The sequence below is a fragment of the Streptomyces sp. NPDC053427 genome, assembly GCF_044544985.1.
Classification (GTDB): Bacteria; Actinomycetota; Actinomycetes; order Streptomycetales; family Streptomycetaceae; genus Streptomyces.
Window position 1 is genome coordinate 45,354 of the sequence record NZ_JBITYA010000020.1, and the last position, 24,600, is coordinate 69,953.

Consider the following 24,600-nt stretch of genomic DNA (forward strand, 5'->3'; position numbering starts at 1 on the left):
GCGCGGGTTCACCGCCGTCCCGGCTGCTCCAACTCCCGTACGCACCGCCACTCCCCGCCGAACGGCCGGTAGCCGAAGGCGCGGTTGATGGCGAGCATCGGGGCGTTGGTGGCGTCGTTGCCGGTGAACGCCTCGGCGCAGCCGGCGTCCCGGGCGCGGCGCAGGGAGCGGGTCTTGGCGAGGCGGGCCAGGCCACGGCCGCGGAAGGCGCGGCGACTGCCGGTCATGGCCGAGGAGTAGCGGCCGAGACCGTCGGTGGAGGCCAGGGAGAAGGCGGCCACCTCGCCGTCCACGGTCACCACGGAGCTGAGGTCCAGGTCGATGTCGGGGCGTTCCCAGACGGAGCGCAGCCAGCCCTCGTAGGCGATGGCGTCGATGGTGACATCGCCCGGCTCGTCGGCGGTGGCCTCGGCGTCGGCCGCGTACAGCGGGCTCGGGTCGGCGCCGAAGTCCGCGGCGGCGCAGAGCCGGACGCCGGGCGGCAGCGAGGCGGGGAGCGGCGGCAGCTCGGCGGCGGCAAGATCGAGCCGTAGGCAGCGGGATCGCCGGGTGGTGCGGTAGCCGTGGCGCTCCGCGAACGCCAGCGGGCCGGGTTCGTCGCTCGCCCAGGCGAAGAGACGGTGGGCGCCGGCCGCGGTCAGATGCTCCTCGGCCGCGGTCAGCAGGGCGCCGCCGACGCCCCGGCGCCGGTGGTCGGGGTGCACCTGCGGATTGGCCGCGCCCTGGCCCGGAGTGCTGCTCTCGTGCAGCAGACCGCTGTGGACCGCGCCGACCACCCGGCCGTCCAGCTCGGCGACGAACAGCCGCAGGCGCTCCGCCGCCGGGGCGCTGGTCACCTGCCAGGCGACGCTCTGCGGAGTGGCGATCAAGAACGGCAGCGCGGCGCGCCGCAGGTCCGCGACGGCCTTGGCATCGGAGGGGCGGAAGTCGCGCACGAGAGGTGTCATGGCCGCGGACGGTACGCCGCCACGTACGGATTTACCTCTTCTTTTCCGGTGCCCGGTCGGCGATTTGCCATCCCTTTTCCGTAAAGCGGCGTACGCGTGGCTCATTCCGGACAGTCCGCCTACACTATAGGTGGCCCCTGCAACTATCTGAGCGTACGGTGACCGCCGCAGGCCGCCGCAGGATCGTGCCGGCCCGCCGCCCAGGCAAGGAGAGGAGCCGCCACCATGTGCGGAATCACCGGATGGATCTCCTACGACCACGACCTCACCACGCAGCGCCCCACGCTCGAGGCGATGACCGCGACGATGGCCTGCCGCGGCCCGGACGCCGCCGGCGTCTGGCTCGGCACGCATGCCGCGCTCGGCCACCGCCGTCTCGCCGTCATCGACATCGAAGGCGGCAAGCAGCCCATGGCCGTCGACGACGACGGCCGCACCCTGCTCGTCACCACCTACAGCGGCGAGGTCTACAACTACCGCGAACTGCGCGCCGAGCTGACGCAGCTGGGCCACACCTTCCGCACCACCAGCGACACCGAGGTCGTCCTGCACGCCTACCTCGAGTGGGGCGAGGCGTTCGCCGAGCGCCTCAACGGCATGTACGCCTTCGCCCTCTGGGACCCGCGTACCGAACAGCTCCTGCTGATACGCGACCGGATGGGCATCAAGCCGCTCTATTACCACCCCACGCCCGACGGCGTGCTCTTCGGCTCCGAGCCCAAGGCGATCCTCGCCCACCCCTCCGTACGGCCCATCGTCGACGCCGAGGGCCTGGCCGAGCTGATCACCTTCACCAAGACCCCCGGCCACGCCGTCTACAAGGGCATGCACGAGGTGCGCCCCGGCCATATCGTCCGCGTGGGCCGCGGCGGTGTCACCATCAAGCGCTACTGGGCGCTCGAGGCCCGCGAGCACACCGACGATCTCGACACCACCGTCGCCCACGTCCGCGCGCTCCTCGACGACATCGTCGCCCGCCAGCTGATCGCCGACGTGCCCCTGTGCACCCTGCTCTCCGGCGGCCTGGACTCGTCCGCCATCACCGCCCTCTCCGCCAGGGCGCTGGCCGAACAGGGCAGCGGCCCGGTGCGCTCCTTCGCCGTCGACTTCACCGGCTACACCGAGAACTTCACGCCCGACGACCTGCGCGGCACCCCCGACGGGCCGTACGCGCACGCCCTGGCCGAGCACGTACGCTCCGACCACCACGACATCGTCCTGGACACCGCCGCCCTGATGGACCCCGGCCACCGCGCCGCCGTCCTGGCCGCCCGCGACCTGCCCAACGGCTTCGGCGACGGCGACACCTCCCTCTACCTCCTCTTCAAGGCCGTCCGCGAACAGTCCACGGTCGCCCTCTCCGGCGAGTCCGCGGACGAGGTCTTCGGCGGCTACCGCTGGTTCCACGACCCCGAGGCCGTGCACGCCGACACCTTCCCCTGGATCGCGGCCGGACTCTCGGGACGGTTCGCCGGCGGCAACACCACCCGCGAGGCGCTGCTGGACCCGGCCCTGCTCTCCAAGCTCGACCTGCGCGGATACCAGGACCACCGCTACCGCGAGGCGCTCGGCGAAGTCCCGTACCTGGACAGCGACACCGGACTCCAGCGCCGGATGCGCGAGATCAGCTACCTCCATCTGACCCGCTTCGTGCAGATACTCCTCGACCGCAAGGACCGCGCCAGCATGGCCGTGGGGCTCGAGGTGCGCGTCCCCTTCTGCGACCACCGCCTCGTCGAGTACGTCTTCAACACCCCCTGGTCCATGAAGACGTTCGACGGCCGCGAGAAGTCGCTGCTGCGCGCCGCCACCCGCGACGTCCTGCCCGATCTGGTGGCCGACCGCGTCAAGAGCCCCTACCCCAGCACCCAGGACCCGCGCTACAACGAGGCGCTGCGCGAGGAGTTGAGGAAACTGGCCGCCGACCGGGACGCCCCCGTGCGCCCGCTGGTGGACTCCGGCGCCCTCGCGCGGGTCACCGCCGACGGCGCCTCCAGCGACATCCGCCCCGGCGCCGAACTGGTCCTGGGCATGGACGCCTGGCTGCGGACGACCGGCACCACCCTCGAACTCTAGCCCCCGGTCAACACCCCACAGGGCTATCGCCCCGATTCCGGCACGGCGGCCGCTCCTGGCGCACAATGGGTCCCCCGCCCCACCCTCAGCACCAGGAGCGCCACCGTGTCCCCGCAGACCCTCACGCTCACCATCGATCCGGACGCGGCCGACGCGCCGTTCGAGCAGGTGCGCACCCAGATCGCCGACCTGGCCCGGGGCGGCGGTCTGCCGGTCGGCTACAAACTCCCCACCGTCCGCGGCCTCGCCGAAGAGCTCGGCCTCGCCGCCAACACCGTCGCCAAGGCCTACCGCGCCCTGGAGTCCGACGGCGTGATCGAGACCCGGGGCCGCAACGGCAGCTTCATCGCGGCGGCCGGCGAGGCCGCGGACAAGGAGGCCGCCGCGGCCGCCGAGACCTACGCGCGCCGCGCCGAGCGCCTCGGCCTGGACCGCGCCGCCGCCCTCGCCGCGGTCCAGGACGCGCTGACCGCGACGTACGGTCCGCAGGCCTGACCGGACAGCACCCGCCCGCACCGGCCCGGAGGGAGACCCGCATGCCCAGCCGACAGGCCCTCGTCCGCCGCCCCGGCCCACGGATCGCCGAGGGCCTGGTCACCCATATCGACCGGCAGCCGGTGGATCCCGCACGCGCCCTGCACCAGTGGGAGCGTTACGTCCGCACGCTGCGCGACCACGGCTGGCGGACCACCGAGGTGGCGCCCGCCGACGACTGCCCGGACGCGGTGTTCATCGAGGACACCATGGTCGTCTTCCGCGACGTCGCGCTGATCGCCCGCCCCGGCGCGGACCCCCGCAGGCCCGAGATCCCCGCCGCCCGCGCCGCGGCCGAGGCGCTCGGCTGCTCGGTCGAGGAGGTCCGGGCGCCCGGCACGCTCGACGGCGGCGACGTCCTGAAGGTCGGCGACACCGTCTACGTCGGCCGCGGCGGCCGTACCAACGCCGAGGGAGTATGCCAACTCCGCGCCGCCTTCGAGCCGTTGGGCGCCCGCGTCGTCGCCGTGCCGATCAGCCGCGTCCTGCATCTGAAGTCCGCGGTCACCGCCCTCCCGGACGGCACCGTCATCGGCTACCCGCCACTGGTCGAGGACCCCGCCGTCTTCCCCGCCTTCCGCCCCGTCCCCGAGGAGGCCGGCGCCCATGTCGTCCTCCTGGGCGGCGAGGCGCTCCTGATGGCCGCCTCCGCCCCCAGGACCGCGGAACTCCTCGACGGCCTGGGATACCGGACGGTCCTGGTGGACATCGGCGAGTTCGAGAAGCTGGAGGGCTGTGTGACCTGCCTGTCGGTACGCCTGCGGGAGCTCTCCGGGTGAACCGGGCGGCCCCGTGAACCGGCCGGGTCGGCCGAGCAGCAGCGCGGCGTCCCACCGGCCGGACGGCTTCCGGGCGGTGCCGCAGGTGTGCGGAACGGCCTACTTGCCCTCGTCCCACGGGTGGCCGAGCCAGCCCTCGTGGCTCTTGACCAGGGCGGCCAGGGCGGCGGTGACCCGCAGGTCCCACCCTTCGGCCGCTGTGGCCAGGGCGAAGTCCGCCCCGTCGCTGCCCCAGGTCAGTGCCTCTTTGCCGGACGCCTTCCAGCGGATGGTGCGTGGCATCCGGGCGATGTCACCGCCGCCGCCGACGACACTGCCGACGGCGATGGCCAACCACAGCGGAAACAGCAGCCACCACACGTACCACCAGAACAGGTTGCCCTTGACGCCGACGGCGTCCGGGCCGCCCGCCTGCTGAACGGTCCAGCGCGACCTGCCGTGACCGTTGCTCATCGCCCGCTCATGGGTGATCAGCGCCAAGGACTCGTCGGCGCCGCCCAGCACCTCGAAGACGGCGCTGCTCCGCCTCGTCGCCGACCTGGTCACGACCCGCGCCAGCAGCTGCCGGCGGGCGGTGTCCGTCCAGAGGAGAAAGGAGCGGGCGCCGTCCTTGCGCGCCGCACGATAGGCGTCGCTGCCACCGGAGGACAGGTCCCGCTCGAGGTACGCGAACCTCGACTGCCCCTGGCCGCCGTCCGTTCCGGCCGAAGGGCCGTGGGTGCGGATCTCCCACCAGGGATCGACCCCGCCCTCCGGGGCCGTCGATGTCGCGGCGTCCCGGCCCGCCTTCCTGAGCCATACCGTGGTGCTCAATCCGTTCCCCTCGTTGAGCCGAACGCTCGTTGCAATGCGGGGGCGGACTCTACCGGCGCGGCAGGGCCGCGATCACTTCGGGACCGCGGCCCTGCCGGGGCGGTCACGGGCACCGGGCCGGCCCGGCGTCACAGGTACAACCCCGCCTCCGTGCCCGCATCCTGGGCCGGGACCGACGCGGGCCGGGTGCCGCGCCGCAGGGCGTAGAGCTCGGCGAGGGAAGCGCCCTCGCGGCCGATGCCCTCCTCGGTGCCCAGCCAGTTCACCGCTTCCGTACGGGTCAGCGGGCCGACCTCGATACGGGCCAGGCAGCGGCCGGGCCGCACCACCGCCGGGTGCATCCGCTCCAGGTCCTCGTTGGTGGTGACGCCGACCAGGACGTTGCGGCCCTGGCCGAGGAGTCCGTCCGTCAGGTTGAGCAGCCGGGACAGCGCCTGGCCCGCGGTGTGCTTGGCCTCGCCGCGGATCAGTTCGTCGCAGTCCTCCAGGAGGAGCAGCCGCCAGCGGCTCCTGCCCGTGCTGTCGTCCTCGCCGATCGCGATGTCCATGAGGTAGCCGACGTCGTTGAAGAGCCGCTCGGGGTCGAGGACGCAGTCCACCTGGCACCAGTCGCGCCAGGAGCGGGCCAGTGTGCGCAGCGCGGAGGTCTTGCCGGTCCCGGGCGGGCCGTGCAGCAGCAGAAGGCGGCCGGCGATCTCCTCGGGCGCGACCTTCATCAGCGAGTCCATCGCCGAGGCCACCGGCGCGGTGTAGTTGGGACGGATCTCCTCCCAGGTGCCCGCCGAGATCTGCCGGGAGGTGCGGTGCGGCCCGCGGCGGGGCGAGAAGTACCAGAAGCCCATCGCGACGTCGTCCGGCCGGGGCTCCGGCTCGTCCTCCGCGCCGTCCGCCGACTGTCCCAGCACCTTCTCGGTCAGCTCGTCGGTGACGGCGGTGACCGTCACGTCCGCGCCGCGGCTCCAGCGGGAGATCAGCAGGGTGTAGCCGTCACCCTCGGCGAGGGTGGCGCTGCGGTCGTCCTCGCGCGCCGAGCGCAGCACCCGCGCGCCGGGCGGCAGCAACGTCAGCCCCGGCTTCACCCGTTCCACCGAGCGGCTGCGGGCGTACGGCTGCTCGCCCGTGGCGAAGCGCCCCAGGAACAGCGCGTCGACGACATCGGACGGGGAATCGCTGTCGTCCATGGTCAGACGGATCGCAAGGGACTTCTCGGCGGCGGACGGCGGCACGAAGGACGGCTGCACGTGATCGGCACACATGCCGCCATGATCCGCCAGACCGGCCCGCCGCGTACACGGAATATCCCGGCTAGTCTTGTCCGTTGTGCGACGTCTTGGTGGGGAACGTCAACGGCTGGCCGTGTTCGTCGGGGCCGCGGTGGTGGCCGCCGTGCTGACGGCGCTGCTGGTCAGGACCGGATTTCCGCCGGGCGACGACGGCCGGCCGACGTCGCCGCTGCGGGCCGGGCGGGCCGCCGTGGGCTGGGGATTCACCCACACCCAGTTCAGCGCGGACCATGGCGACGAGGCCGCGACCGGCCGGGCCGCCCGGCTGCTGTCCGCCTCTCCGATGCCGCAGAACCAGCACATCATGGGCTGGGGCGCCGGGAACCCCGAACCGAGCCCGGGACGGTACGACTTCTCCGATCTGGACCGTCGGACGGCATGGATCCGGCGCACCGGCGGCACTCCGGTACTGACGCTGTGCTGCGCCCCGGACTGGATGAAGGGCGGCGCATCCGGGCACACGGACTGGGGCGCACTGGAGAAGGCCCCCGACCCCGCGCATTACGCGGACTTCGCCGCGCTCGCGGGGAAGATCGCCCGCCGGTATCCGGACGTCCGGCACTTCGTGGTGTGGAACGAGTTCAAGGGTTTCTTCGACGAGAAGAAGGGGCGCTGGGACTACGAGGGGTACACCCGGCTCTACAACCTGGTCTACCGGGAGCTGAAAAAGGCGAACGAGGGCAACCAGGTGGGCGGGCCCTATCTCGTGATGGACAGCGACACCGGCACCGGCGGCGATGCATCCGCGCCGCGCGGGCCCTGGGGGAGCGTCGACCGACGGGTCCTCGACGCGCTCGCATACTGGAACCGGCACAAGGCGGGCGCGGATTTCGTCGTCGTCGACGGATCCAGCTACAGCAAGGACGACCGCTATGCGCCCGGCCCGTTCGCCGCCACCCGCAAATTCGCCGATGTGGGGCGCTGGGTGCGCAAGGAGACGGGGCTGCCGCTGTGGTGGGCGGAGTGGTACGTCGAGGTGCCCGACGCCCATGACGACCGGAACGGCTGGAGCGAGCGCGAGCGCCTGGCCGTGCAGGCCGCGGGGCTGATGGAGATGGCTTCCGGGGGTGCCACCAGCGGGCTGTACTGGAACCCGGAAGGGGAGGGCGCCGCCTGCCCGGGGTGCCTGTGGAGCAGCACGGAACTGGCCGAGGGAGGGCGGGAGTTGCCGATGGGCGAGCTGCTGTCCCGGTTCTCCCGGGCCTTTCCGCCGGGAGTCCGCCCCTCGCACGTCGCGGTCACGGGGGCCGGCCGTACGGCGGTCCGGGCGCTGGCCGGCGACCGCACGGTGCTGGTGGTCAACACCACGGACCGCCGCCGCACCGCGACCGTCGGGGGCGAGGGCGTCACGCTCGGAGGCTACGAGGTGCGCTGGCTCGACCGTCCGTGATCCGGCCCGCCGCGGCGGCCCGGCCGCCCCTCACGACATCGTCAGAAACCGCCACACCAGCGACGCCACCAACGCCAGCGCCGGCGGCATCGCGAACCAGAACATCCCCTGGAGCCGCCGCCGTTGCCGCTCGCCGGCCGCCGTCGCGACCCGCAGCATCTCGCGGACCGCCAGCACCGGTATCACCAGCGCCGCCGCCAGCCCGCCCAGCACCGACCACGACGTCCAGGTCACCCGCGGTCCCACCGGGCCGGGCCGGGGCTGCGGCACCGGGCCGGCCGGCGGACGCGTCAGCTCGTAGAGCGCCGCATGCGCGTTGGACAGCACCCGCCGTATCCCGACGTGCCGGTCCAGCGCGGCGCGCAGCCGCTGCTCCCAGCGGTCCCCGTAGCCCGCGCCCAGGCGCAGCGACTCCGCCTGGCCGTGGTTGACGATGAGGTACGAGTGCGGTCCGGCGCTCCGCAGGGCCGCGACGACGGGGGCGATCCGGGCCGGGTCGCGAGGGGCCAGGACCGGCTCGTACTGCACCCGTTCCATGTCCTTGGCGCCCCAGGGCATCGCCGGGGTGACGTTGTCGACGGGGTCGTCGCTCGGCCACAGCAGCCGTACCGTCGGCCGGTCATGGGCGTAGACGAAGTCCATCGCCGCGACCTCGCCCGGCCGGATCCGCTCGAACGGCTCGTTTCCCCACCGGGCGAGCAGGAAGCCGAAGGCCAGCAGCAGTCCCGTCAGCAGCGCGGCCAGCAGCCCCGGGCGGAGGCGGCGGCGGGCGGTCGCGGTGCGGGGGAAGAGCGCCAGCGCCGCCAGCACACAGGCCCCGGGCAGCGCGAACAGGAAGACCCGCAGCGCCATTTCGCCGCCGTAGGACTGCATGCCGAAGGCGAGGAAGGGGACGAACGTCAGCACCATGAGCGCACGGTCGGTGAAGCCGGCCGCGCGACGGCGCAGCACGCCCCAGCAGGCCAGCGCCAGCACCCCGCCCGCCAGCGCCACCCGGGCGTACAGCACGAGCTTGTGGGTGGGGTCGCCGTGGCCGATCCGGTCCGTCACGGACGAGGAGACATTGCCGCCGAAGCCCCCGAGCCCGCCGAACAGCTCGTCGAAGTGGCCCGACCAGTAGGGCTCGGCCAGGAACCCCACCCACCCCACGACCAGCAGCCCGCACAGCAGCGGCAGACCGCGCAGGGTGCAGCGACGGGCCAGTACCAGGACGGTCAGCACGCCGAGCATCACGAAGGGGGTGAGCTGGTGGCCCGCCACCGCCGCGGCGAAGAGCGCGAGCAGCACGGCGAGCAGGGCGGCGAGCTGCCCGCGCCCGGCCGGTCGGACCGCCGCCTCGCCCGGTCGGCGGGCGCCGCGGGACGGGGCCCGCGGCGCGCGGAACCAGACCAGCACGATCGCGGCGAAGGTGAGGTGGAGAAGGTAGGCGAACCCCTGCGGCGAGAAGTAGTCCTGGCCCACCCAGCCGCACAGCGCGAACAGCCAGGCCGCGCACCACTTCGCCCGCCAGCTCGCCCGCACGGCCCTCAGGAGCAGGAACAGCGGCGCCAGGCAGAGGAGTTGGAGGGCGAGCGGCCACCAGCGCAGCACCTCGGTGAAGTCGGTGACGCCGCACGCCTCGGCGACGAACTGCACCCCGGCGAAGAAGCCCGGCCAGCTCCAGCGGGCGTCCAGGTCCGGCACCGCGGAGCCGGTCCGGCCGATGTGGTCGAGGAAGCCGAGGTGCTGCCAGGCGGTGGCGAAGCGCGGCTCGGTCTCCAGGACGGCGGGCAGTGCGTGCAGGGCGACGACCGTGAGGAGGAGTACGGCGGTCAGCAGGGCGCGGCGCGGCCGGGGCAGCCACAGGGCGCAGCCGTACGCCGCCACCAGCAGCGCGACCCCGGCCAGCGTCGCGGCGGGCAGTACGGAGATCAGCCCGAGGCCGTTCATCCGGTCCAGACCGGCGTCGCCCAGCCCGCGCAGCGGAAGCCAGAACAGGGCGAGGGCGGCGCCCAGCAGGGCCCAGACCGCCAGATCCGGGCGGCCCCGCAGGCGCGCGGCGACCCGTCGGACCGGGGGGTCCGGCCGGGACACGGGCTCCGGCCGGGACACGGGCTCCGGCCGGGACATGGGCTCCGGCCGCGCAGGCGCGCCCCGCTCGTAGCGCCCGAACCCGTCGCCGAGGTCCCCGTACACCGCCAGGTCCGCCAGATCGCCGTCCGGCGCGAGGGATCCGGCGGGCGCCGGGCCCAGCGGGGGCGAGGGATGGCCGCGCAGCACCCGGCGCAGCCGTACGGCGGCGATGGCGGCGATCACCGCGAGCCCGGTGATCTCGGCGATGCCGGCCCCGGTCAGCCCCGCCCGCGGCAGCAGCACCATCGTCAGACCGAGGTCCAGGGCGCACAACAGGCCCTGGAGGCAGGCGAGTCCGAAGGTGCGGTTCTGCGCGCGCAGGACCGCGAAGTGGACCTCCATCACCACGCGCAGCGCCGCCCCCACCGCGTACCAGCGCAGCAGCGGCGTCGCCGCGTCCGCGTACCCCGGCCCGAACACGCCGAGGAGGTAGGGCGCGAAGACGAAGAGGGCAAGGCATACGGGGAGCAGCAGGCGGCTCATGCGGCGCAGCGCGGCGCGGGTGTGGTGGGCCAGCCGGGCCGGGGCGTGCGCGCCTTCGACGGTCAGCGAGGCGCCCATGTTGAGGGCGAGGAGATTGACCGTGCCGCCGATGGTGGTGGTGATGTAGAAGTACGCGTTGTCGGCGGCGCCGACCTGCGAGGCGACCAGCACCGGCACGAGGTGGACCACGGCGAGGGCGAACAGCGAACCGGTGCAGTCGCCGGCCAGGAAGCGGCCCATCTCCCTGACGGACGGCGGGCGGGCGGTCCCCGGCGTCGCCCGGACGTGCCGGGGGATCAGCCGCCGGAAGACCAGCCAGCCCAGCGGAATCACGGACACCGCGATGGCCACGGCCCAGGAGACGAAGACGCCGGCCATCGGGACGGCGGTGGCGAACACCACCAGCAGGCCCAGCTTCACCGTGGAGAAGGCAAGGTTGCCCACCGGGACCCACCGGGCGCTGCGCAGACCGGTCAGCACGCCGTCCTGGAGGGTGAGCAGGGACCAGGCGACGACGGCCAGGAGGAAGCCGGCGGCGCCCGGCGGGCCGTGCAGGAACCGGTAGGAGGGGCCCCAGAGATCGAGGGTGAACAGGAAGACGGCCGCGGCGACGGCCACGACGGCCGCGCTCGCCGTATAGGTATGGACGACCAGCCGTCCGGTGGCTTGGCCCGCGACCGGGAGAAAGCGCGCCAGCGCCCCGGTGAGCGTCACCGCCGTCAGCCCGGCCAGCAGCTTCATCGCGGCGATGGCCGCCGAGCCCTGGCCGACCGCGGCCTCGCTGTAGTAGCGGGCCGCGACCAGCCAGAACCCCAGACCGAGCAGCCCGGAGACGGCGGTGTTGAGCATCAGGGCATAGGCGTTGCGGAACAGCGGGCTCCGGCCGCCCGGCGGCTCGGGACCGGCGCCGCCCCCGGCCATCCGCGGCCGTCCGGCCCGTCCGGTCGCCGGGGCGGCCGTATCAGACACACCGCCGCCCCGCCTGCCGCGTTCTGCGCAGCACCGCGTACCCCTTGGTGAGCATCCGGTCCCGGGCGTACGCGCGCACCAGCCCCCGGCCCTCGATGATCCGCGCGAACTCCTCGGGCCGGGTGTCGCGGCGGATCGTCAACCGCCGCAGCGCATAAGGCCCTTGCTCCCGGTCGGCGAGCGCATTGCCCACCGCGAGCGCCTGCCGGAAGCCCAGGCCGCGAACGGCCCGGCGCACCCGCCGGCTGGAGTAGCCGTAGGGGTACGCGAACGACTCCGGTGCGCCGCCGGTCTCCTCGGCGACGATGTCCTTGCAGCGCAGCACCTCCTGCCGCAGCCGCGCGTCGTCGAGGTCGTCCAGCCGCGGATGGCGGTGGCTGTGCCCGCCGATCTCCACACCGGCCGCGGCCAGTTGCCGTACCTGGTGCCAGTCGAGCATGGTGTCCGGCGCGCCCCCGGTGCCGTACGGGCCGCGCAGCCACCCCGTCGTGACGAAGAGGGTGGCCGCGAAGCCGTGCGCGGCGAGGGCGGGCAGGGCGTGGCGGTGGACGCCTTCGTAGCCGTCGTCGAAGGTGATCAGGACGGGCCTGGCGGGCAGCGGGCGGCCGGTCCGCCAGGCCGTGGCGAGCGCGGCGGTGGTCAGCGGGGTGCAGCCGTGGGCGGCCAGCAGGGCGAGCTGCCGGGTGAACGCCCTTGGCGAGACGGAGAGTTGCCGGGCGGCAGGCGAGGGCGTCGCGCTCACCGCGTGATACATCAGGACCGGTACGGCCGTGCGGCCCGCGGGCCGCACGCCGCCGCTCATACCGCCGCTCCCCGGACCGTCCCCCAGACATAGCCCCCCGCCGCGGCCGCCGCCCCCGCGACGATCGCGCCCGCCCGCCCGGCGCCGCCCGGCCGCCGCAGCGCCGCGTCCCGCAGCCCGCGCAGCACCCCCGCGGGCAGCACCCGGGTCGCATACCGCCGCTCGACCGCCAGCCCGTCCCGCGGGCCGACGCTCCGCGTCACCAGCGCCTTCGACAGGCCCTCCGCATAGGCCCGGCCGCGGAAGTAGCCGAAGCGCTCCCGGGCCGCGGGCACCCGGTGATGGATGACGGCCCGGTCGTCGATCAGCAGCACCGCGTCCGGAAGCGTCCGGCCGATACGGATGCACAGCTCGGTCTCCTCGCCGCCCAGCGGCCGCCGCCCGCCGTCCCGGCCGATGCCGCTCGTGAAGCCGCCGACGAGATCGAACGCCACCCGGCGGAAGGACGCGTTGCCGCCCAGGACATTGCGCACCCGCACCTTCCCGGGCGGCAGTCCCCGGTACGTGCACCCCACCACCCAGTCGAACTCGGCCGGGAACCAGACCGGCCGCCGCCCCGAGTCCCACACCGGCTCGGTGCGCCCGCCGATCGCCATCACCGCCGGGTCCGCGTATCCCTCGGCGAAGTGGCGCAGCCAGTCCCGCTCGGCCACCGCATCGTCGTCCAGGAAGGCGATGACCTCACCGCTCGCCGCCGCGATGCCGGTGTTGCGGCCCGCGGACAGCCCCCGGGGTCCCGAATTGGCCATGATCCGTACGGGAGGCGGCGACGCGCCGGGGGCGGCCGCGCCCGCGTGTGCGCCCCCGAAGTGCTCTCGCAGCCGGGCGAGCAGGGCGGGGTGGTGGTCCACGACCAGCAGGAGTTCATGGGCGGGGCGGGACTGGTGGTCGCGCACCGAGGCCACCGCGGCGAGGATGTCCGCCCAGCGGTCGGGCGTGTAGGCACAGATGACGACGGAGATCGCGGGCCCGGTGTGCCGCCCGGTCCCGTTCCCGTTCCCGTGCCCGTGCCCGTTCACCGGGCCTCTCCGGTGATCAGGGCGGGCCGCACGGCCCGCTTCCGTCCCCGCCGGGCGGCGCGCTCGCGCCAGATGACCTTCAGGACGCGCACCCCGTCCCGTACCGCCCGCAGATTGCTCACGCCGTGGATGCGGTGGTACTCGTGGCTGGGGATCTCCTGCACCCGCAGCCCCGCCTTGACCACCCGGATGTTCATCAGGGTCTCCACCTCGAACCCGGCGCAGTCCAGGGAGATCTCCTCCAGGCAGCGGCGCCAGAAGGCGTTGTAGCCGTAGCACAGGTCGGTGTAGCGGGCGCCGAACTTGGCGTTGACGAAGGCGGTCAGCACGCGGTTGCCGAGCTTGCGGACCGGCGTCATGTCGTCCGTGCCGCCGCCGTTGGCGAACCGCGAGCCCTTGGCGAAGTCGGCTCCCGAGACCAGGGCCGAGACATAGCTGACGATCTCGCCGCCGTCGGCCGACCCATCGGCGTCGATCATCACGATGATCTCGCCGGTGCAGACCGCGAAACCGCTGATCAGCGCGTCTCCCTTGCCCTTGCCGCGCTGCCGTACGACCGTGATGTCCGGCCACAGTTCGAGGGCGACGCGCACCGTGTCGTCGGTCGAGTTGCCGTCGACCAGCACCACTTCATGGATCCAGTCCGGCAGAGTCTTGAAGACGTACGGGAGGTTCTCCGCCTCGTTCATCGCCGGGATGACGACGCTGACGGGCGGCGCGATGGCCAGATGCGAGGAGACGGGACGGTAGGCGGCCTGGGCGGGCAGCAGCGTCAGCGGCGGTTCTTCCGCGTCGGCCGGGCGAAGGAACGAGTTCATGGGCGGTTTCCCTCTCGTCCGGTGGACCGCCCACCCCCGGGCGGTCCGGCTGGATATCCGGCGCAAGGGGGGCACGCACTCCCCGCTCATGACGGTATGAACCGCTGCCGGAGCACGGTGAGCCGGCACATGTACGGGACCCCCCCAAACCGCGCCCCGCACCGGCCGGGCCCCGTGCCGCGCGCCCTCCCCGGAGGCGCTTGCACGACGGTCGTCCGATGCGGGCGGATGTGCGACGGTTTGATGAAGGGGACTGTAAGGCAAGAGCTGGGGCATCAAATACCCTTTGGCGCAATTGGCCTATACGGACTGATGTACGCCCTCTTCGCCCCCCTTATGAGCCCCGGCGCACGCCCGGCGGCCCGTGCCCGCGATCACTCCCGGGACCGGAGGCGCCCCACCCGCTCCAGCAGCCGGCCGGCCGGCTCGCGCAGCTGCGGGCGGGCCAGTACGGCATTGCGCAACGCCCGCACCGGAGCCCGCCGCGCCCAGTGCCCCAGCGCCACCGGATGCCGCCGCATCACCCACCCTTCCGCCACCGGGATCTCCCGCGTCTTGAGGGAGTCCTTGTACGCGGACGCACCGCGCCCCAGATCGAGATACGCCATCGACGCCGCGGCCGCCGCCTCGGCCATCCGCAGATGCAGCACCAGCCCCGGCGAATACTTCGCGTACTGCGGGTCGTACGCGGGGAACCAGCAGGACAGCACGGACCCGGAGCGCGGCCCGAAGTGCGCCGCGACCGGCCGCTCGCCGGCGTACAGCACCGACAGCAGGCCCGCGAAGGAGTCGGTGCGGGTGTGGAAGAGCTCCCGCACCAGCCGTGCGATCCAGGGGCGCGCGAAGCGGTCGCTGCGCCCGGTCCTGCGGTACTGCGCCGATTTCCACCGGGTCAGGGTGAGCAGCGCCGCCGGGTCGCGCTCGTCGTGGACGTAGCGCACCGGGCCGACGTCACGGCCGAGCCGGCGTTCCTTGGCGAGGGTGGTCCGGGCGAACTTCGGCGACCGCGCGCGAAGCCCCTCCAGATACGCCCGGTACCCCCCGGCCACATCGATGACGGGCGAGGCATGGGCCCGCAGCGCCGTTCCCCCGAAAGGGCTCTGGCCCTCCACCAGATGATCGAACTCCAGGACCGACAGTCCGCAGGCGCCCAGCAGTTCCCGGGCGTCCCAGCGGAATCCGGGCCGGTGCACCAGACCCTGCGCGTCCGAGACGCCCAGACCGATCGCGCGGCCCACCCCGAGCGCCGAGCGCTGGAACGGCAGGAACGCCGCCGGCCGGCCGTCCTCCCGGATCACCGCGATCCGCACCCCGCCGCGGCACCGGCCCACCGCCAGCGCGAACTCGGGCGCGAGGAACGGGTTCGCCAGCTGCGGCGATCCCAGCGCGGGGGCACGGGTCTGCAGAGAGGTCCAGGCGGCCCGGTCGGCACCGGACAGCCCGGCGGGGTGATGCACGGTGATGTCCACGTCAGTACGCCCGGTCCGCGGCGGCGCGGCCGGCCCTCGCCCGGACCGCCGTCAGCAGCAGCACGGCACCGCTGAGCACGGCGACGGCGAGCACACCGCCGCGCACCGACCAGACATGCAGCGCCAGCATGGCCTGCGCCACCAGCAGGTCGACGGCCAGTGCGCCGACCACCGCGACGACGGCGCGGCCGAGCGGATCCAGCCGGCCGAGCGCCGCGCCGATCGCGAGGGCCGGCGCCCCCAGGAGAAGGAAGAGGGTGCACGGTACCCGCAGCGGGGAGGCGATATCGGCCGAGGCCAGCACGGCCCCCATGGCGGCGACGCCGAACGCCGCCCCGGCGCAGAGCGCGCCGAGCCCGCCCGCCGGCCGGCCGTCGGGCGGGGCCGCGCCCTCGGATCTGTCGCTCTTGACGTTCTTGGGCTGCATGGGCGGCTCTGCCTCTCCTCAGCACGGGATGCCGGGTTCCATGTCATGCGGCGCTCCGGCACCCGTCAAGACGGCAGCGGAAGCGGTCAGGGGCGGAGTGGGGCGGAGCGGGGGCGCCCACAGACGGCGCAATGGCGGTGCTGCGCGGCGGCCGTGCGGACACTGTGAGGACGTGTCCGCCGGGAAGGAGCCGGGTCAGTGGAGCCGCCGAGCGGAACCGCGCTGACGGTGATCATGGTGTGTCTCACCGTGGCAACCGGAGTGCTCGATGCCGTCAGTTTTCTGACGCTCCATCACGTCTTCACCGCGACCCAGACCGGCAATCTGCTCTTCCTCGGCTTCGGCATCGCGGGGCAGGGCGACGTGTCCGTCGTGACGACCGCCGTCTCGCTCGGCGCCTTTGCACTCGGCGCGGCGGTCGGGGCGCGGATGGAGTCGACGCTGGCGGCCCGGCGGCGGCAGTGGTTCCCGGTCGCGCTCGTCACCGAGGCCGCGCTGCTGGCCGTCGCGGCGGTGACCGGCTGGGATTCCGGCCCGGGCCGGGACCTGGCGCCCGGTCAGCGCTGCGCCGTCGTCGGCCTGATGGCGGTGGCGATGGGCACCCGCAACGTCACCGCCATACGGGTCGGCGCCCCCGACCTCACCACCACCGTGGCGACCCGGGCGATGACGGCCCTGGTCAGCGGGTCCCCGCTCGGTCATGACAGAAGACTGGGCTACGGCTCCCACGCCGGCCCGCGGCGGCTGGCGTCCGTCGGGTCGATGTTCGCCGGCGGCCTCCTCGGTGCCTGGCTGATCGGCCTGGGGACCCGTCCGTCGCTGGTCCTCCTGCTCGTGGCGGTGTCGGTGGCGGCCACCGCGCTGCTGGTGTCGGGGCTCGCCCGCCGTCCGAACGGCGAGGAGTGAGGCGGCCGGTTCCGTTCGGGCCCGGGACCGGCCGGTGGTGCGGGCGGGCTCGACGGGACCGCCCTGGGCGCGACGCGGCGCGACACGGCCAGGCGATGACCTCGCCGTGAACACCGGGGCGAATCGGTAGATTTGCGGCGAATCCGATGCCACTTTCGACGACCTTTGGCATGGACACTTCCGGCTACCGGCGGGTCCTGCTACCACGAATAAGGCAGAGATCCTGCTTGGGGAGGTTCTATGAGACTGTCCCGACCGGCGGCCCTGGTGTCCGCCTTCCTTGTCACCACGGCGCTCGCGCTCACCGGCGCGAGCGCCGCCGCGTCCGCCCAACTTCCGCTCGCCACCGGCTATGTGGCCCTCGGCGATTCCTACTCCGCGGGCGTCGGAGCCGGCAGCTACGACAGTGGCAGCGGCTCCTGCAAGCGCAGCACCAAGGCCTACCCGGCCCTCTGGGCCGCCGCGCACTCGCCCTCGTCCTTCTCGTTCACGGCCTGTTCCGGCGCCCGTACGGGTGATGTTCTGAGCGGTCAGCTCGGCCCGCTCGGCAGCTCCACCGGCCTGGTGAGCATCACCATCGGCGGCAATGACGCAGGCTTCGCCGACACCATGACGACCTGTGCGCTCCAGGGTGAGAGCGCCTGCCTGGCCCGGGTCGCCAAGGCCAGGGCGTACGTCGACAACACCCTGCCCGGTCAGCTCGACGGGGTGTACAACGCGATCGCCCAGAAGGCCCCGGCCGCGCATGTCGTGGTCCTGGGCTATCCGCGCTTCTACAAACTCAACGGCAGCTGCGTCGCCGGTCTGTCGGAGAAGTCCCGGGCCGCCATAAACGCCGCGGCCGACGACATCAACAGCGTCACCGCCAAGCGCGCCGCCGACCACGGCTTCGCCTTCTCCGACGTCAACTCCACCTTCGCCGGCCATGAGCTGTGCTCCGGAAGCCCCTGGCTGCACAGCGTGACCTATCCCGTCGACGAGTCCTACCACCCCACCGCCGCCGGTCAGTCCAGCGGCTATCTCCCGGTGTTCGCCTCCGCTGCGTAACCGTCCGTACACGTGACGCCGAGGAGGATCCGCCCGCCCGGGTCCTCCTCGTGCGGCCCGTCGGCCCGTCAGATGGCCTCCGACGGCCCGACGGTGGGTCAACTCGCCCTGATGGGCGCCCTGTAGGCGCCATTACGTATGGTGTTCGTCAACGTCAAGGCGAGGCAGGTGAATCCGTTGACCGGTCTGCACGCGTGTCCTCCAAGAGAGATAGGGTTACCCTGCCCGTGCCGGGTGCCCTCGTCAGGGTGGGGAGAGTCATGGAACAGATAACAGTGCGGAGCAGGGCGAGAGTCCCTGCCATCAATTGCGGCAGCGGCGCGTCCAGTGCGCGTCTGGACCGCCATCTCGCGGTGCTGGGTGGCCCTGCCATACCGCAGCGCGAGACGGAGGGTGCCACGTCGCTGATGCGGGAGCTCACAGCCCGTGATCACTCCCGCACGAGGAAGAGCCGCGGTGCCAGGGTGTCGCTGTTCGCGCCGCTGCGCAGGCTGCGGCGTTCGCTGTTCGGCGGTCACGGCTGACGCGTCTCTGAAGCGAGACCTTGGGCGACCACACCGTCCCGGCACAGCGTTGCGATTCACCACCCGTCAGATCCGGACCCGTCAGGTACGGTCCGCCGGTTCGCGGGCGTCGCAGCGCGTCGGTGTGCTCGCCGAGGCACGCACCACCCGGCTCCTCCTCCACCACCCGTTCTTGTGACGGGTGGTTTTTTGTTTCCCCGTCGGGTTCCCCGGTCCGGGCCCGGCCTCCAGGCGCCGGGACCCCGCGCCTCACAGCAGGGCGAACTGGCCCTCCGGGCCCTCCTCGTGATGGTCGAGCACGGACGCCGGACGGTGCGCGTCGGCCGGCGCCGGGAGGACGCCCGCGTCCCGTAGCCCGGCCGCGGTGATCGCCGGTCCGTCCGCCGTCGTCTCCCTCAACCGGGCGCACTCCGGCTCCAGTTCGGCCAGCAGCGCCAGTACGGTGATCAGCTCCAGCAGCTCCGACGTCCACTCCTGCGGCCAGGTCATGGTGCGCAGCGCCGCCAGCGACCCCTCCTTCGGCGGGTCCTCGGGGACCGTCCGCTGTGCGAACCAGGCCTCCAGGACCCGCACACCGCCCGCGTGGAAGGCCCAGGCGCCCGGCGGCACCGGCGAGATCCGGCCGTCGCCGAGCAGCAGCGCCTCCTCCCCGGCGTCGTAGCCGAGCGACGGAGGCAGGCCGTGGGCGGGCAGCGCGGAGCGTACGTAGGGGCGGCGGCCGCCCGGCATCCGCGGCCGCTCGCCGGCGTGTGCCCCGTACGCGTGCCCGCCCCGGGTGTGCAGCCACAGCAGGCGCTCGCCGAGCGCGACGCCGGTGTCCCAGACGGCCGGGTCGGCGGTGAGCGGCACGACGGTGCCGTCGGGGGAGTGGCGGGCGCTCGCGGTGATCCAGGCGAGGAGGTCGGCGGGGCCGACCGGGCGGTCCAGGCGGCCGGCGAGGAGGCCGAGCAGGCCGGGGGCGAGGTTCGGTTCGGTGCCGCCGGGGCGCCGGAAGAGGGGATGGATCCGTCCGGGGCGGCCGGCCGGTGAACGCCCGTCCGGCAGCAGGGTGGAGCACACCACGGCGGGACCCGGCACCTGCGGCACCTGCCCCGGCTCGACCGCGAACAGCTGCCGCTCGTCCGCCACCCGCCACAGCTCCGGCCGCGCCGCGTCGATCAGCCGGTGGTCGGGCAGCAGCCACTGCCGGTCGAACGGGCCGTGCAGGATCCGTACCGGCTCGGGGCACGGGCCGCCCGCCCGGGACAGCCGCCCGGTGGGCGTGGCCTGGCCCGGCAGCTGTCCGACGGCGGAGTGCAGCGTCCGGGACCGGGACGGCCGGAACAGCCGCTCGCGGGCGGCCGCGTCCTCGGCGGCCACCAGGGCGTTCCACCGGGCGCGCAGCACGGCGGGGTCCGGCCCCCGCACCCAGGAACGGCCCAGCCGCAGCGGCGGCACGGACCACGGCATGAGTTCGGACAGCCGTGGCGCGGCCGGCCGTGGCGCGTCCTGCTTCGCCGTCACGCGGAGCCCCTCCCGGACCGTTCGGTTGACCCCGGCATGGTATCCACGGGCGCCGCCACGACCGGGCGGCCGCCCGGTCCGCACCCTTCCCCTTACTGATCTTGGAGCGGTACCGTCCCGCCGTACGCCCGACGGCACGGTGCGGACCTGGCTCCGCCCTGCGCGCCGGGACCTGCTCAGGGGAGGACCGCATGACGGACACCGCCTGCCCCACGCCCGAACGGCGTGGCGGCGCCCCCGCCGGAACCCGGGCCGCCGCGCGGCTGGACCGGCTGCCGCCGTCCCGCTGGCACCGCCGGATCACCCTCGTCGTCGGCATCGGCGCCTTCTTCGACCTCTACGAAATCTTCCTCGGCGGCGTGCTCGCCGCGGTCCTCGCCGCACAGTGGGACCTCGGGCACGCCGCGAAGTCCTGGGTGATCGCGGCCGGCTTCCTCGGCATGTTCGTCGGCGCGAACGTGCTGTCCGTGCTCGCCGACCGCTTCGGACGGCGCCGGATGTTCATGGTCAACCTGGCCGCGTACTCGGCGTCCTCGCTGCTGTGTGCCCTCGCCCCGAACGTGCAGTGGCTGCTCGTGCTGCGCTTCCTCTCCGGGCTGGGGCTGGGCGCCGAACTCGTCCTCGTGGACACCTATCTCGCGGAATTCCTGCCCCGGGCGGTGCGCGGCCGCTACATCGCCTACGCGTACACCTTCGGGTTCATCGGCGTACCGGTCGCGGCGCTGCTGGGCGCCCGGCTGGTGGCCGGGCATCAGCTGTGGGGGATCGACGGCTGGCGCTGGCTGCTGGTCGCGGGGGCGCTCGGCGCCGGCTTCATCCAGCTCATGCGGCGCCAACTGCCGGAATCCCCACGGTGGTTGACGGTGCACGGGCGGGAGCCCGAGGCCGACGCGATCGTGACCGGCATCGAGGAACGGGTGGCGCGCGAGACCGGTCGCAGCCTCCCCTCCGTACCGGAGGCCGAGAGTCTCCCGGAACGGAAGGTGCCGCTGCGCGAGATGTTCCGCGGCGATTTCCGTCGGCGCACCCTGATGTGGTGGATCTTCCAGGTGCTGCAGACCGTCGGCTATTACGGCTTCGGTTCGCTGGCGCCGGTGGTGCTGACGGCGAAGGGCCACACCGTCACCGAGTCGCTGCTGTACGCGGCGCTGGGCTTCTGCGGCTATCCGATCGGCTCCGCGCTGTCCGTCCCGCTCATCGACCGCATCGAGCGCCGGACCCTGATCATCGCCTCGGCGCTGGGCATGGCGGCGTGCGGCCTCGCCTTCGGCTTCGCGGCCGCCACCTGGGCGATCGTCACCTTCGGCTTTCTGCTGACGGTGTGCAGCAACGTCTTCTCCAACGCCTTCCACGTCTACCAGACCGAAATCTTCCCGACCGGCCTGCGCAGTAGCGCCATCGGCATCGCGTACTCGCTGTCGCGGCTCACCTCGGTCGTGCTGCCGTTCGTCGCGCTGGCGGTGCTGGACGATCTCGGTGCGGCGGCGGTGTTCGGCGGGTCGGCGGTGCTGATGGTGCTGTTGTGCCTGGACGTGGCGTTGCTGGGACCGCGGAGCACGGGGCGGAGCCTGGAGCGGATCTGAACGGATCCGAGGCCGGCCGCCCGGCCGTACGGTCAGTGCGCCTCCAGCGTGACCGTGAACGAGAACCGGTCCCCGCGGTAGTGGATCCGGGCGACGTCGACCACCTGCCCGGCCTCGTCGTACGTGATGCCCGTGTAGTGCAGGATCGGGCTGAGCAGCGGCACCTGGAGGAGGCGGGCGGTCTCCGGGTCCGCCAGGCGGGCCTCGACGGTGTCGGTGATACGGCTGATGCGTACGCCCACCGCGTCCCGCAGCACCTTGGTCATCGGCCAGCGTTCCAGGTCCGCGAGGTCGATCAGGGCGGCGACATCGGGGCGGACGTAATTGCGGGCGTGGTTGGTCGGCTCGCCCGTTTTGTCGTCGCTGCGCAGCCGGCGGAAGCCGGCGACCTCCGTCCGGTCCGGGAAGTACTCGGACAGTTCGGAGGGCACCGGCACCGGGCCGTGCTCCAGCAGCTGTGTGCGCATCCCGGACTGCTGGGCCACGATCGCGTCCACGGAGCCCAGCAGCCGCACCGGCGCGCCCCGCTGTGCGCCGGGCTCGATGAAGGTGCCGCGGCGCCGGTGCCGGCTGATCAGGCCCTCCGCCTCCAGTTCCTTGAGGGCCTGGCGCATGGTCAGCACGCTCACGCCGTAGTGGGCGGCGAGGGCGTCCTCGGTGGGCAGCCGGAGCGGCGCCTCGGGCGAGCGGCCGAGTATGGAGGCGCGCAGCGACTGCGAGACCTGGTACCACAGCGGCAGCTTGCGGTTCAGGGCGAGCGAGTCGGGAGCGAAGGTGGTCACAGAGCTTTCCCCGGTCTTACGGGCGGACGGGAGTCACATGCGTCACGGGCGGAAGTGGCGCTGGAGACCCTGCCATACGTCGTCGTAACCGCGCTGCAGATGCCCGGCGTCCCGGGCCTGTTCGGTGAGCGTCAGCGGCCAGCGGGTCTCGAACATGAAGGCCAGGCCGTCGTCGATCTTCTGCGGCCGCAGCTCGGCGGCGCTGGCCCGGTCGAAGGTCTCCCGGTCGGTCCCGTGCGCCGACATCATGTTGTGCAGCGAGCCACCGCCCGGCACGAACCCCTCGGCCTTGGCGTCGTAGGCGCCCTCGATCAGGCCCATGTACTCGGTCATCACGTTGCGGTGGAAGTACGGCGGCCGGAAGGTGTCCTCGCCCACCAGCCAGCGCGGCGCGAAGACCACGAAGTCCACGCCGGCCAGGCCCGGGGTGTCGGAGGGGGCGGTGAGGACGGTGAAGATCGACGGGTCGGGGTGGTCGTAGCTGATGGACCCGATGACATTGAAACGGCGCAGGTCGTAGACGTAGGGGACGTGGTTGCCGTGCCAGGCGACGACATCCAGCGGGGAGTGGTCGTAGGTCGCCGTCCAGAGGTTGCCGCAGAACTTGTTGAGGACCTCGACGGGGCCCTCGACGTCCTCGTAGGCGGCGACCGGGGCGAGGAAGTCCCGCGCGTTGGCCAGCCCGTTGGCGCCGATCGGGCCGAGGTCGGGGAGCTGGAAGGGGCGGCCGTAGTTCTCGCAGACATAGCCGCGGGCGGTCGCATCCAGCAGTTCGACGCGGAAGCGTACGCCGCGCGGGATCAGCGCCACATGGCCCGGCTCGGCGCGCAGCAGGCCGAATTCGGTACGCAGCAGCAGCCCGCCGCGCTCGGGCACGATCAGCAGTTCACCGTCGGCGTCGCTGAACACCCGGTCGGTCATGGAGGAGTTGGCGTAATAGAGGTGGACGGCCATGCCGGTGCGCTGGGTGGCGTCGCCGTTGCCGCCCAGCGTCCACAGGCCGTCGAGGAAGTCGACGGGGCCGGTGGGCTCGGGGAGCGGGTTCCAGCGCAGCCGGTTGGGGTCCGGCACGCAGTCGGTGAACGGCGCGGAGCGCAGGGTGCTCCCCTCGGCGCGGACGAACGGCGGGTGCGCGGCCGAGGGGCGGATGCGGTAGAGCCAGGAGCGGCGGTTGTGGCTGCGCGGTTCGGTGAACGCCGATCCGCTGAGCTGCTCGGCGTACAGGCCCAGCGGTGCGAGCTGCGGGGAGTTGCGGCCCACCGGCAGCGCACCGGTGACGGCCTCCGAGCTGTGCTCGTTGCCGAAGCCGGAGGCGTAGGAGAGCCCCTCGGCCGTCTTCCTCGCCTGCTCGTTGCCCGTACCTGTCATCGTGCGCTCCCGCCGATCAGTAACCCGTGCAAGACCAAAATCCGTGCCGACCCGGATCCCGTACAGGATCGAATCCTATGCAAGACCTTAGGATTGCCGTCGCGGTCGCGCCCGTCAACGGAGACTCCCGGCCTCGATGGCCGGATCCCGGCGTTCCGGCACTCCTTGCACGAACGCCGGGCAGGATGTCCGGGTGCAGCAGCCGACCCCGCTCCGACGCGTTCCCGTCCAGCAGCGCAGCGCCCAGCGCCTCGCCCGGATCCTCGACGCCTGCGCCGAACTCCTGGAGGAGACCGGCTACGAGGACCTCAGCACCCGCGCCGTGGCCGGCCGCGCCGACGTCCCGATCGGCTCGGTCTACCGCTTCTTCCCCAACAAACGCGCCATGGCCGAGGCGCTCGCCCGCCGCAATCTCGACGCCTACGCGGACCGCATCACCGCCCGGCTGACCGCCCCCGCCGACGAGCCGCTGGAATGGCGCCGCGCGATGGACGTGGTGGTCGACGAATACCTCGCCATGAAGCGCACGGTGTCCGGCTTCGCCCTGGTGGAGTTCACCGTCCCCGCCCCGCACGCCCCCCGCCCGGCCAACTACGAGGTCGCCGACCGGCTGCTGGCGCTCCTCGCCGGGCCCCTCGGCCTGGACGCCGCCGAGGAAGGGCTGCGCACCGCCTTCCTCGTCGGCGTCGAAACGGCCGACGCGCTGCTCCAGCTGGCCTTCCGCACGGACCCGGCCGGGGACCCCACGATCGTGGCGGAGTGCAAGGTGCTGCTGCGGGCCTACCTGGCGCGTCGGTTGGGGTGATCGCCTTACGTTGTCGCTGCGCTTGGCCTGGGCCCCACGTTGTCGGCCGTCCCGCCGTGGTGGTGTTTCGCCGTTGCGCCTGCGGCGGGCTGGTTGCCGCTGCGCGGGGCTGTTCGGCAGCGGCACCGGGCCTACACGGCTCCGCCGCTACGACCCGGCAC

General features: G+C 73.2%; 21 protein-coding genes. 9 read left to right on the plus strand and 12 right to left on the minus strand.

Annotation, left to right across the window (positions count from 1 at the left end):
- Positions 1-8: 8 nt before the first annotated feature.
- Positions 9-947: a GNAT family N-acetyltransferase gene (locus ACIGWZ_RS38325; protein WP_400072493.1), complete on the minus strand. Its 939-nt coding sequence runs from the start codon at positions 945-947 to the stop codon at positions 9-11.
- A gap of 225 nt (positions 948-1,172) precedes the next feature.
- Here ACIGWZ_RS38325 and asnB point away from each other — a divergent pair, with 225 nt between their 5' ends.
- The 3 genes from asnB (at position 1,173) to ddaH (ending at position 4,336) form a co-directional block, all read left to right on the plus strand.
- Positions 1,173-3,023, plus strand: a complete 1,851-nt coding sequence (gene asnB, locus ACIGWZ_RS38330; protein WP_400072495.1) for an asparagine synthase (glutamine-hydrolyzing) — start codon at positions 1,173-1,175, stop codon at positions 3,021-3,023.
- A gap of 105 nt (positions 3,024-3,128) precedes the next feature.
- On the plus strand, positions 3,129-3,518 hold the full coding sequence (locus ACIGWZ_RS38335; protein ID WP_400072497.1) for a GntR family transcriptional regulator: 390 nt from the start codon (positions 3,129-3,131) through the stop codon (positions 3,516-3,518).
- Between the two features lie 41 nt (positions 3,519-3,559).
- Positions 3,560-4,336: a dimethylargininase gene (gene ddaH / locus ACIGWZ_RS38340; protein ID WP_400072499.1), complete on the plus strand. Its 777-nt coding sequence runs from the start codon at positions 3,560-3,562 to the stop codon at positions 4,334-4,336.
- A 99-nt stretch (positions 4,337-4,435) separates the two neighbouring features.
- Here the strand turns inward: ddaH and ACIGWZ_RS38345 are convergent, their stop codons facing one another.
- A complete protein-coding gene (locus ACIGWZ_RS38345) occupies positions 4,436-5,149 on the minus strand; it encodes a hypothetical protein (protein ID WP_400072501.1) in 714 nt (237 codons plus the stop codon).
- A gap of 128 nt (positions 5,150-5,277) precedes the next feature.
- A complete protein-coding gene (locus ACIGWZ_RS38350) occupies positions 5,278-6,405 on the minus strand; it encodes a DUF5925 domain-containing protein (protein ID WP_400072503.1) in 1,128 nt (375 codons plus the stop codon).
- Between the two features lie 64 nt (positions 6,406-6,469).
- Between ACIGWZ_RS38350 and ACIGWZ_RS38355 the strand changes: the two genes are divergently transcribed.
- Complete coding sequence (locus ACIGWZ_RS38355) at positions 6,470-7,822, plus strand: xylan 1,4-beta-xylosidase (RefSeq protein ID WP_400072505.1); 1,353 nt, start codon at positions 6,470-6,472, stop codon at positions 7,820-7,822.
- Positions 7,823-7,852: 30 nt separating this feature from the next.
- Here ACIGWZ_RS38355 and pelG read toward each other — a convergent pair whose 3' ends face one another.
- The 6 genes from pelG to ACIGWZ_RS38385 all read right to left on the minus strand — a co-directional run bounded on the left by pelG (position 7,853) and on the right by ACIGWZ_RS38385 (position 15,921).
- The gene (gene pelG / locus ACIGWZ_RS38360; protein WP_400072528.1) at positions 7,853-11,338 is read right to left on the minus strand and encodes an exopolysaccharide Pel transporter PelG; all 3,486 of its coding nucleotides are present in this window, start codon (positions 11,336-11,338) and stop codon (positions 7,853-7,855) included.
- A gap of 40 nt (positions 11,339-11,378) precedes the next feature.
- On the minus strand, positions 11,379-12,188 hold the full coding sequence (locus tag ACIGWZ_RS38365) for a polysaccharide deacetylase family protein (RefSeq protein ID WP_400072507.1): 810 nt from the start codon (positions 12,186-12,188) through the stop codon (positions 11,379-11,381).
- Complete coding sequence (locus ACIGWZ_RS38370; RefSeq protein ID WP_400072508.1) at positions 12,185-13,207, minus strand: glycosyltransferase family 2 protein; 1,023 nt, start codon at positions 13,205-13,207, stop codon at positions 12,185-12,187. The genes ACIGWZ_RS38365 and ACIGWZ_RS38370 overlap by 4 nt, the downstream gene beginning before the upstream one ends.
- Positions 13,204-14,025 carry a glycosyltransferase family 2 protein gene (locus ACIGWZ_RS38375; RefSeq protein ID WP_400072510.1) on the minus strand — a complete coding sequence of 274 codons (822 nt, stop codon included), beginning with the start codon at positions 14,023-14,025 and terminating at the stop codon, positions 13,204-13,206. The genes ACIGWZ_RS38370 and ACIGWZ_RS38375 overlap by 4 nt, the downstream gene beginning before the upstream one ends.
- A gap of 374 nt (positions 14,026-14,399) precedes the next feature.
- Positions 14,400-15,494, minus strand: coding sequence for a GNAT family N-acetyltransferase (locus ACIGWZ_RS38380; protein ID WP_400072512.1), 1,095 nt, complete (start codon positions 15,492-15,494; stop codon positions 14,400-14,402).
- 1 nt (position 15,495) lies between these two features.
- The gene (locus ACIGWZ_RS38385; protein WP_400072513.1) at positions 15,496-15,921 is read right to left on the minus strand and encodes a hypothetical protein; all 426 of its coding nucleotides are present in this window, start codon (positions 15,919-15,921) and stop codon (positions 15,496-15,498) included.
- A 198-nt stretch (positions 15,922-16,119) separates the two neighbouring features.
- On the opposite strand from ACIGWZ_RS38385, the gene ACIGWZ_RS38390 reads away from it, so the two are divergent.
- The 3 genes from ACIGWZ_RS38390 (at position 16,120) to ACIGWZ_RS38400 (ending at position 18,398) form a co-directional block, all read left to right on the plus strand.
- Positions 16,120-16,827, plus strand: a complete 708-nt coding sequence (locus ACIGWZ_RS38390; RefSeq protein WP_400072515.1) for a YoaK family protein — start codon at positions 16,120-16,122, stop codon at positions 16,825-16,827.
- Positions 16,828-17,067: 240 nt separating this feature from the next.
- Positions 17,068-17,874 (plus strand): SGNH/GDSL hydrolase family protein, encoded by an 807-nt coding sequence (locus ACIGWZ_RS38395; RefSeq protein ID WP_400072517.1) that lies wholly within the window; start codon positions 17,068-17,070, stop codon positions 17,872-17,874.
- Positions 17,875-18,134: 260 nt separating this feature from the next.
- Positions 18,135-18,398 carry a hypothetical protein gene (locus tag ACIGWZ_RS38400; protein WP_400072519.1) on the plus strand — a complete coding sequence of 88 codons (264 nt, stop codon included), beginning with the start codon at positions 18,135-18,137 and terminating at the stop codon, positions 18,396-18,398.
- Between the two features lie 249 nt (positions 18,399-18,647).
- Here ACIGWZ_RS38400 and ACIGWZ_RS38405 read toward each other — a convergent pair whose 3' ends face one another.
- Positions 18,648-19,901 carry a type ISP restriction/modification enzyme gene (locus ACIGWZ_RS38405; RefSeq protein ID WP_400072521.1) on the minus strand — a complete coding sequence of 418 codons (1,254 nt, stop codon included), beginning with the start codon at positions 19,899-19,901 and terminating at the stop codon, positions 18,648-18,650.
- A gap of 191 nt (positions 19,902-20,092) precedes the next feature.
- Between ACIGWZ_RS38405 and ACIGWZ_RS38410 the strand changes: the two genes are divergently transcribed.
- Positions 20,093-21,484, plus strand: a complete 1,392-nt coding sequence (locus ACIGWZ_RS38410) for an MFS transporter (RefSeq protein WP_400072522.1) — start codon at positions 20,093-20,095, stop codon at positions 21,482-21,484.
- 32 nt (positions 21,485-21,516) lie between these two features.
- Here ACIGWZ_RS38410 and ACIGWZ_RS38415 read toward each other — a convergent pair whose 3' ends face one another.
- Both ACIGWZ_RS38415 and hmgA read right to left on the minus strand, forming a co-directional pair.
- Complete coding sequence (locus ACIGWZ_RS38415) at positions 21,517-22,266, minus strand: GntR family transcriptional regulator (RefSeq protein ID WP_400072523.1); 750 nt, start codon at positions 22,264-22,266, stop codon at positions 21,517-21,519.
- 42 nt (positions 22,267-22,308) lie between these two features.
- Positions 22,309-23,634, minus strand: coding sequence for a homogentisate 1,2-dioxygenase (gene hmgA, locus ACIGWZ_RS38420; protein WP_400072525.1), 1,326 nt, complete (start codon positions 23,632-23,634; stop codon positions 22,309-22,311).
- A 193-nt stretch (positions 23,635-23,827) separates the two neighbouring features.
- Between hmgA and ACIGWZ_RS38425 the strand changes: the two genes are divergently transcribed.
- Positions 23,828-24,439: a TetR family transcriptional regulator gene (locus ACIGWZ_RS38425; protein ID WP_400072527.1), complete on the plus strand. Its 612-nt coding sequence runs from the start codon at positions 23,828-23,830 to the stop codon at positions 24,437-24,439.
- Positions 24,440-24,600 lie beyond the last annotated feature (161 nt).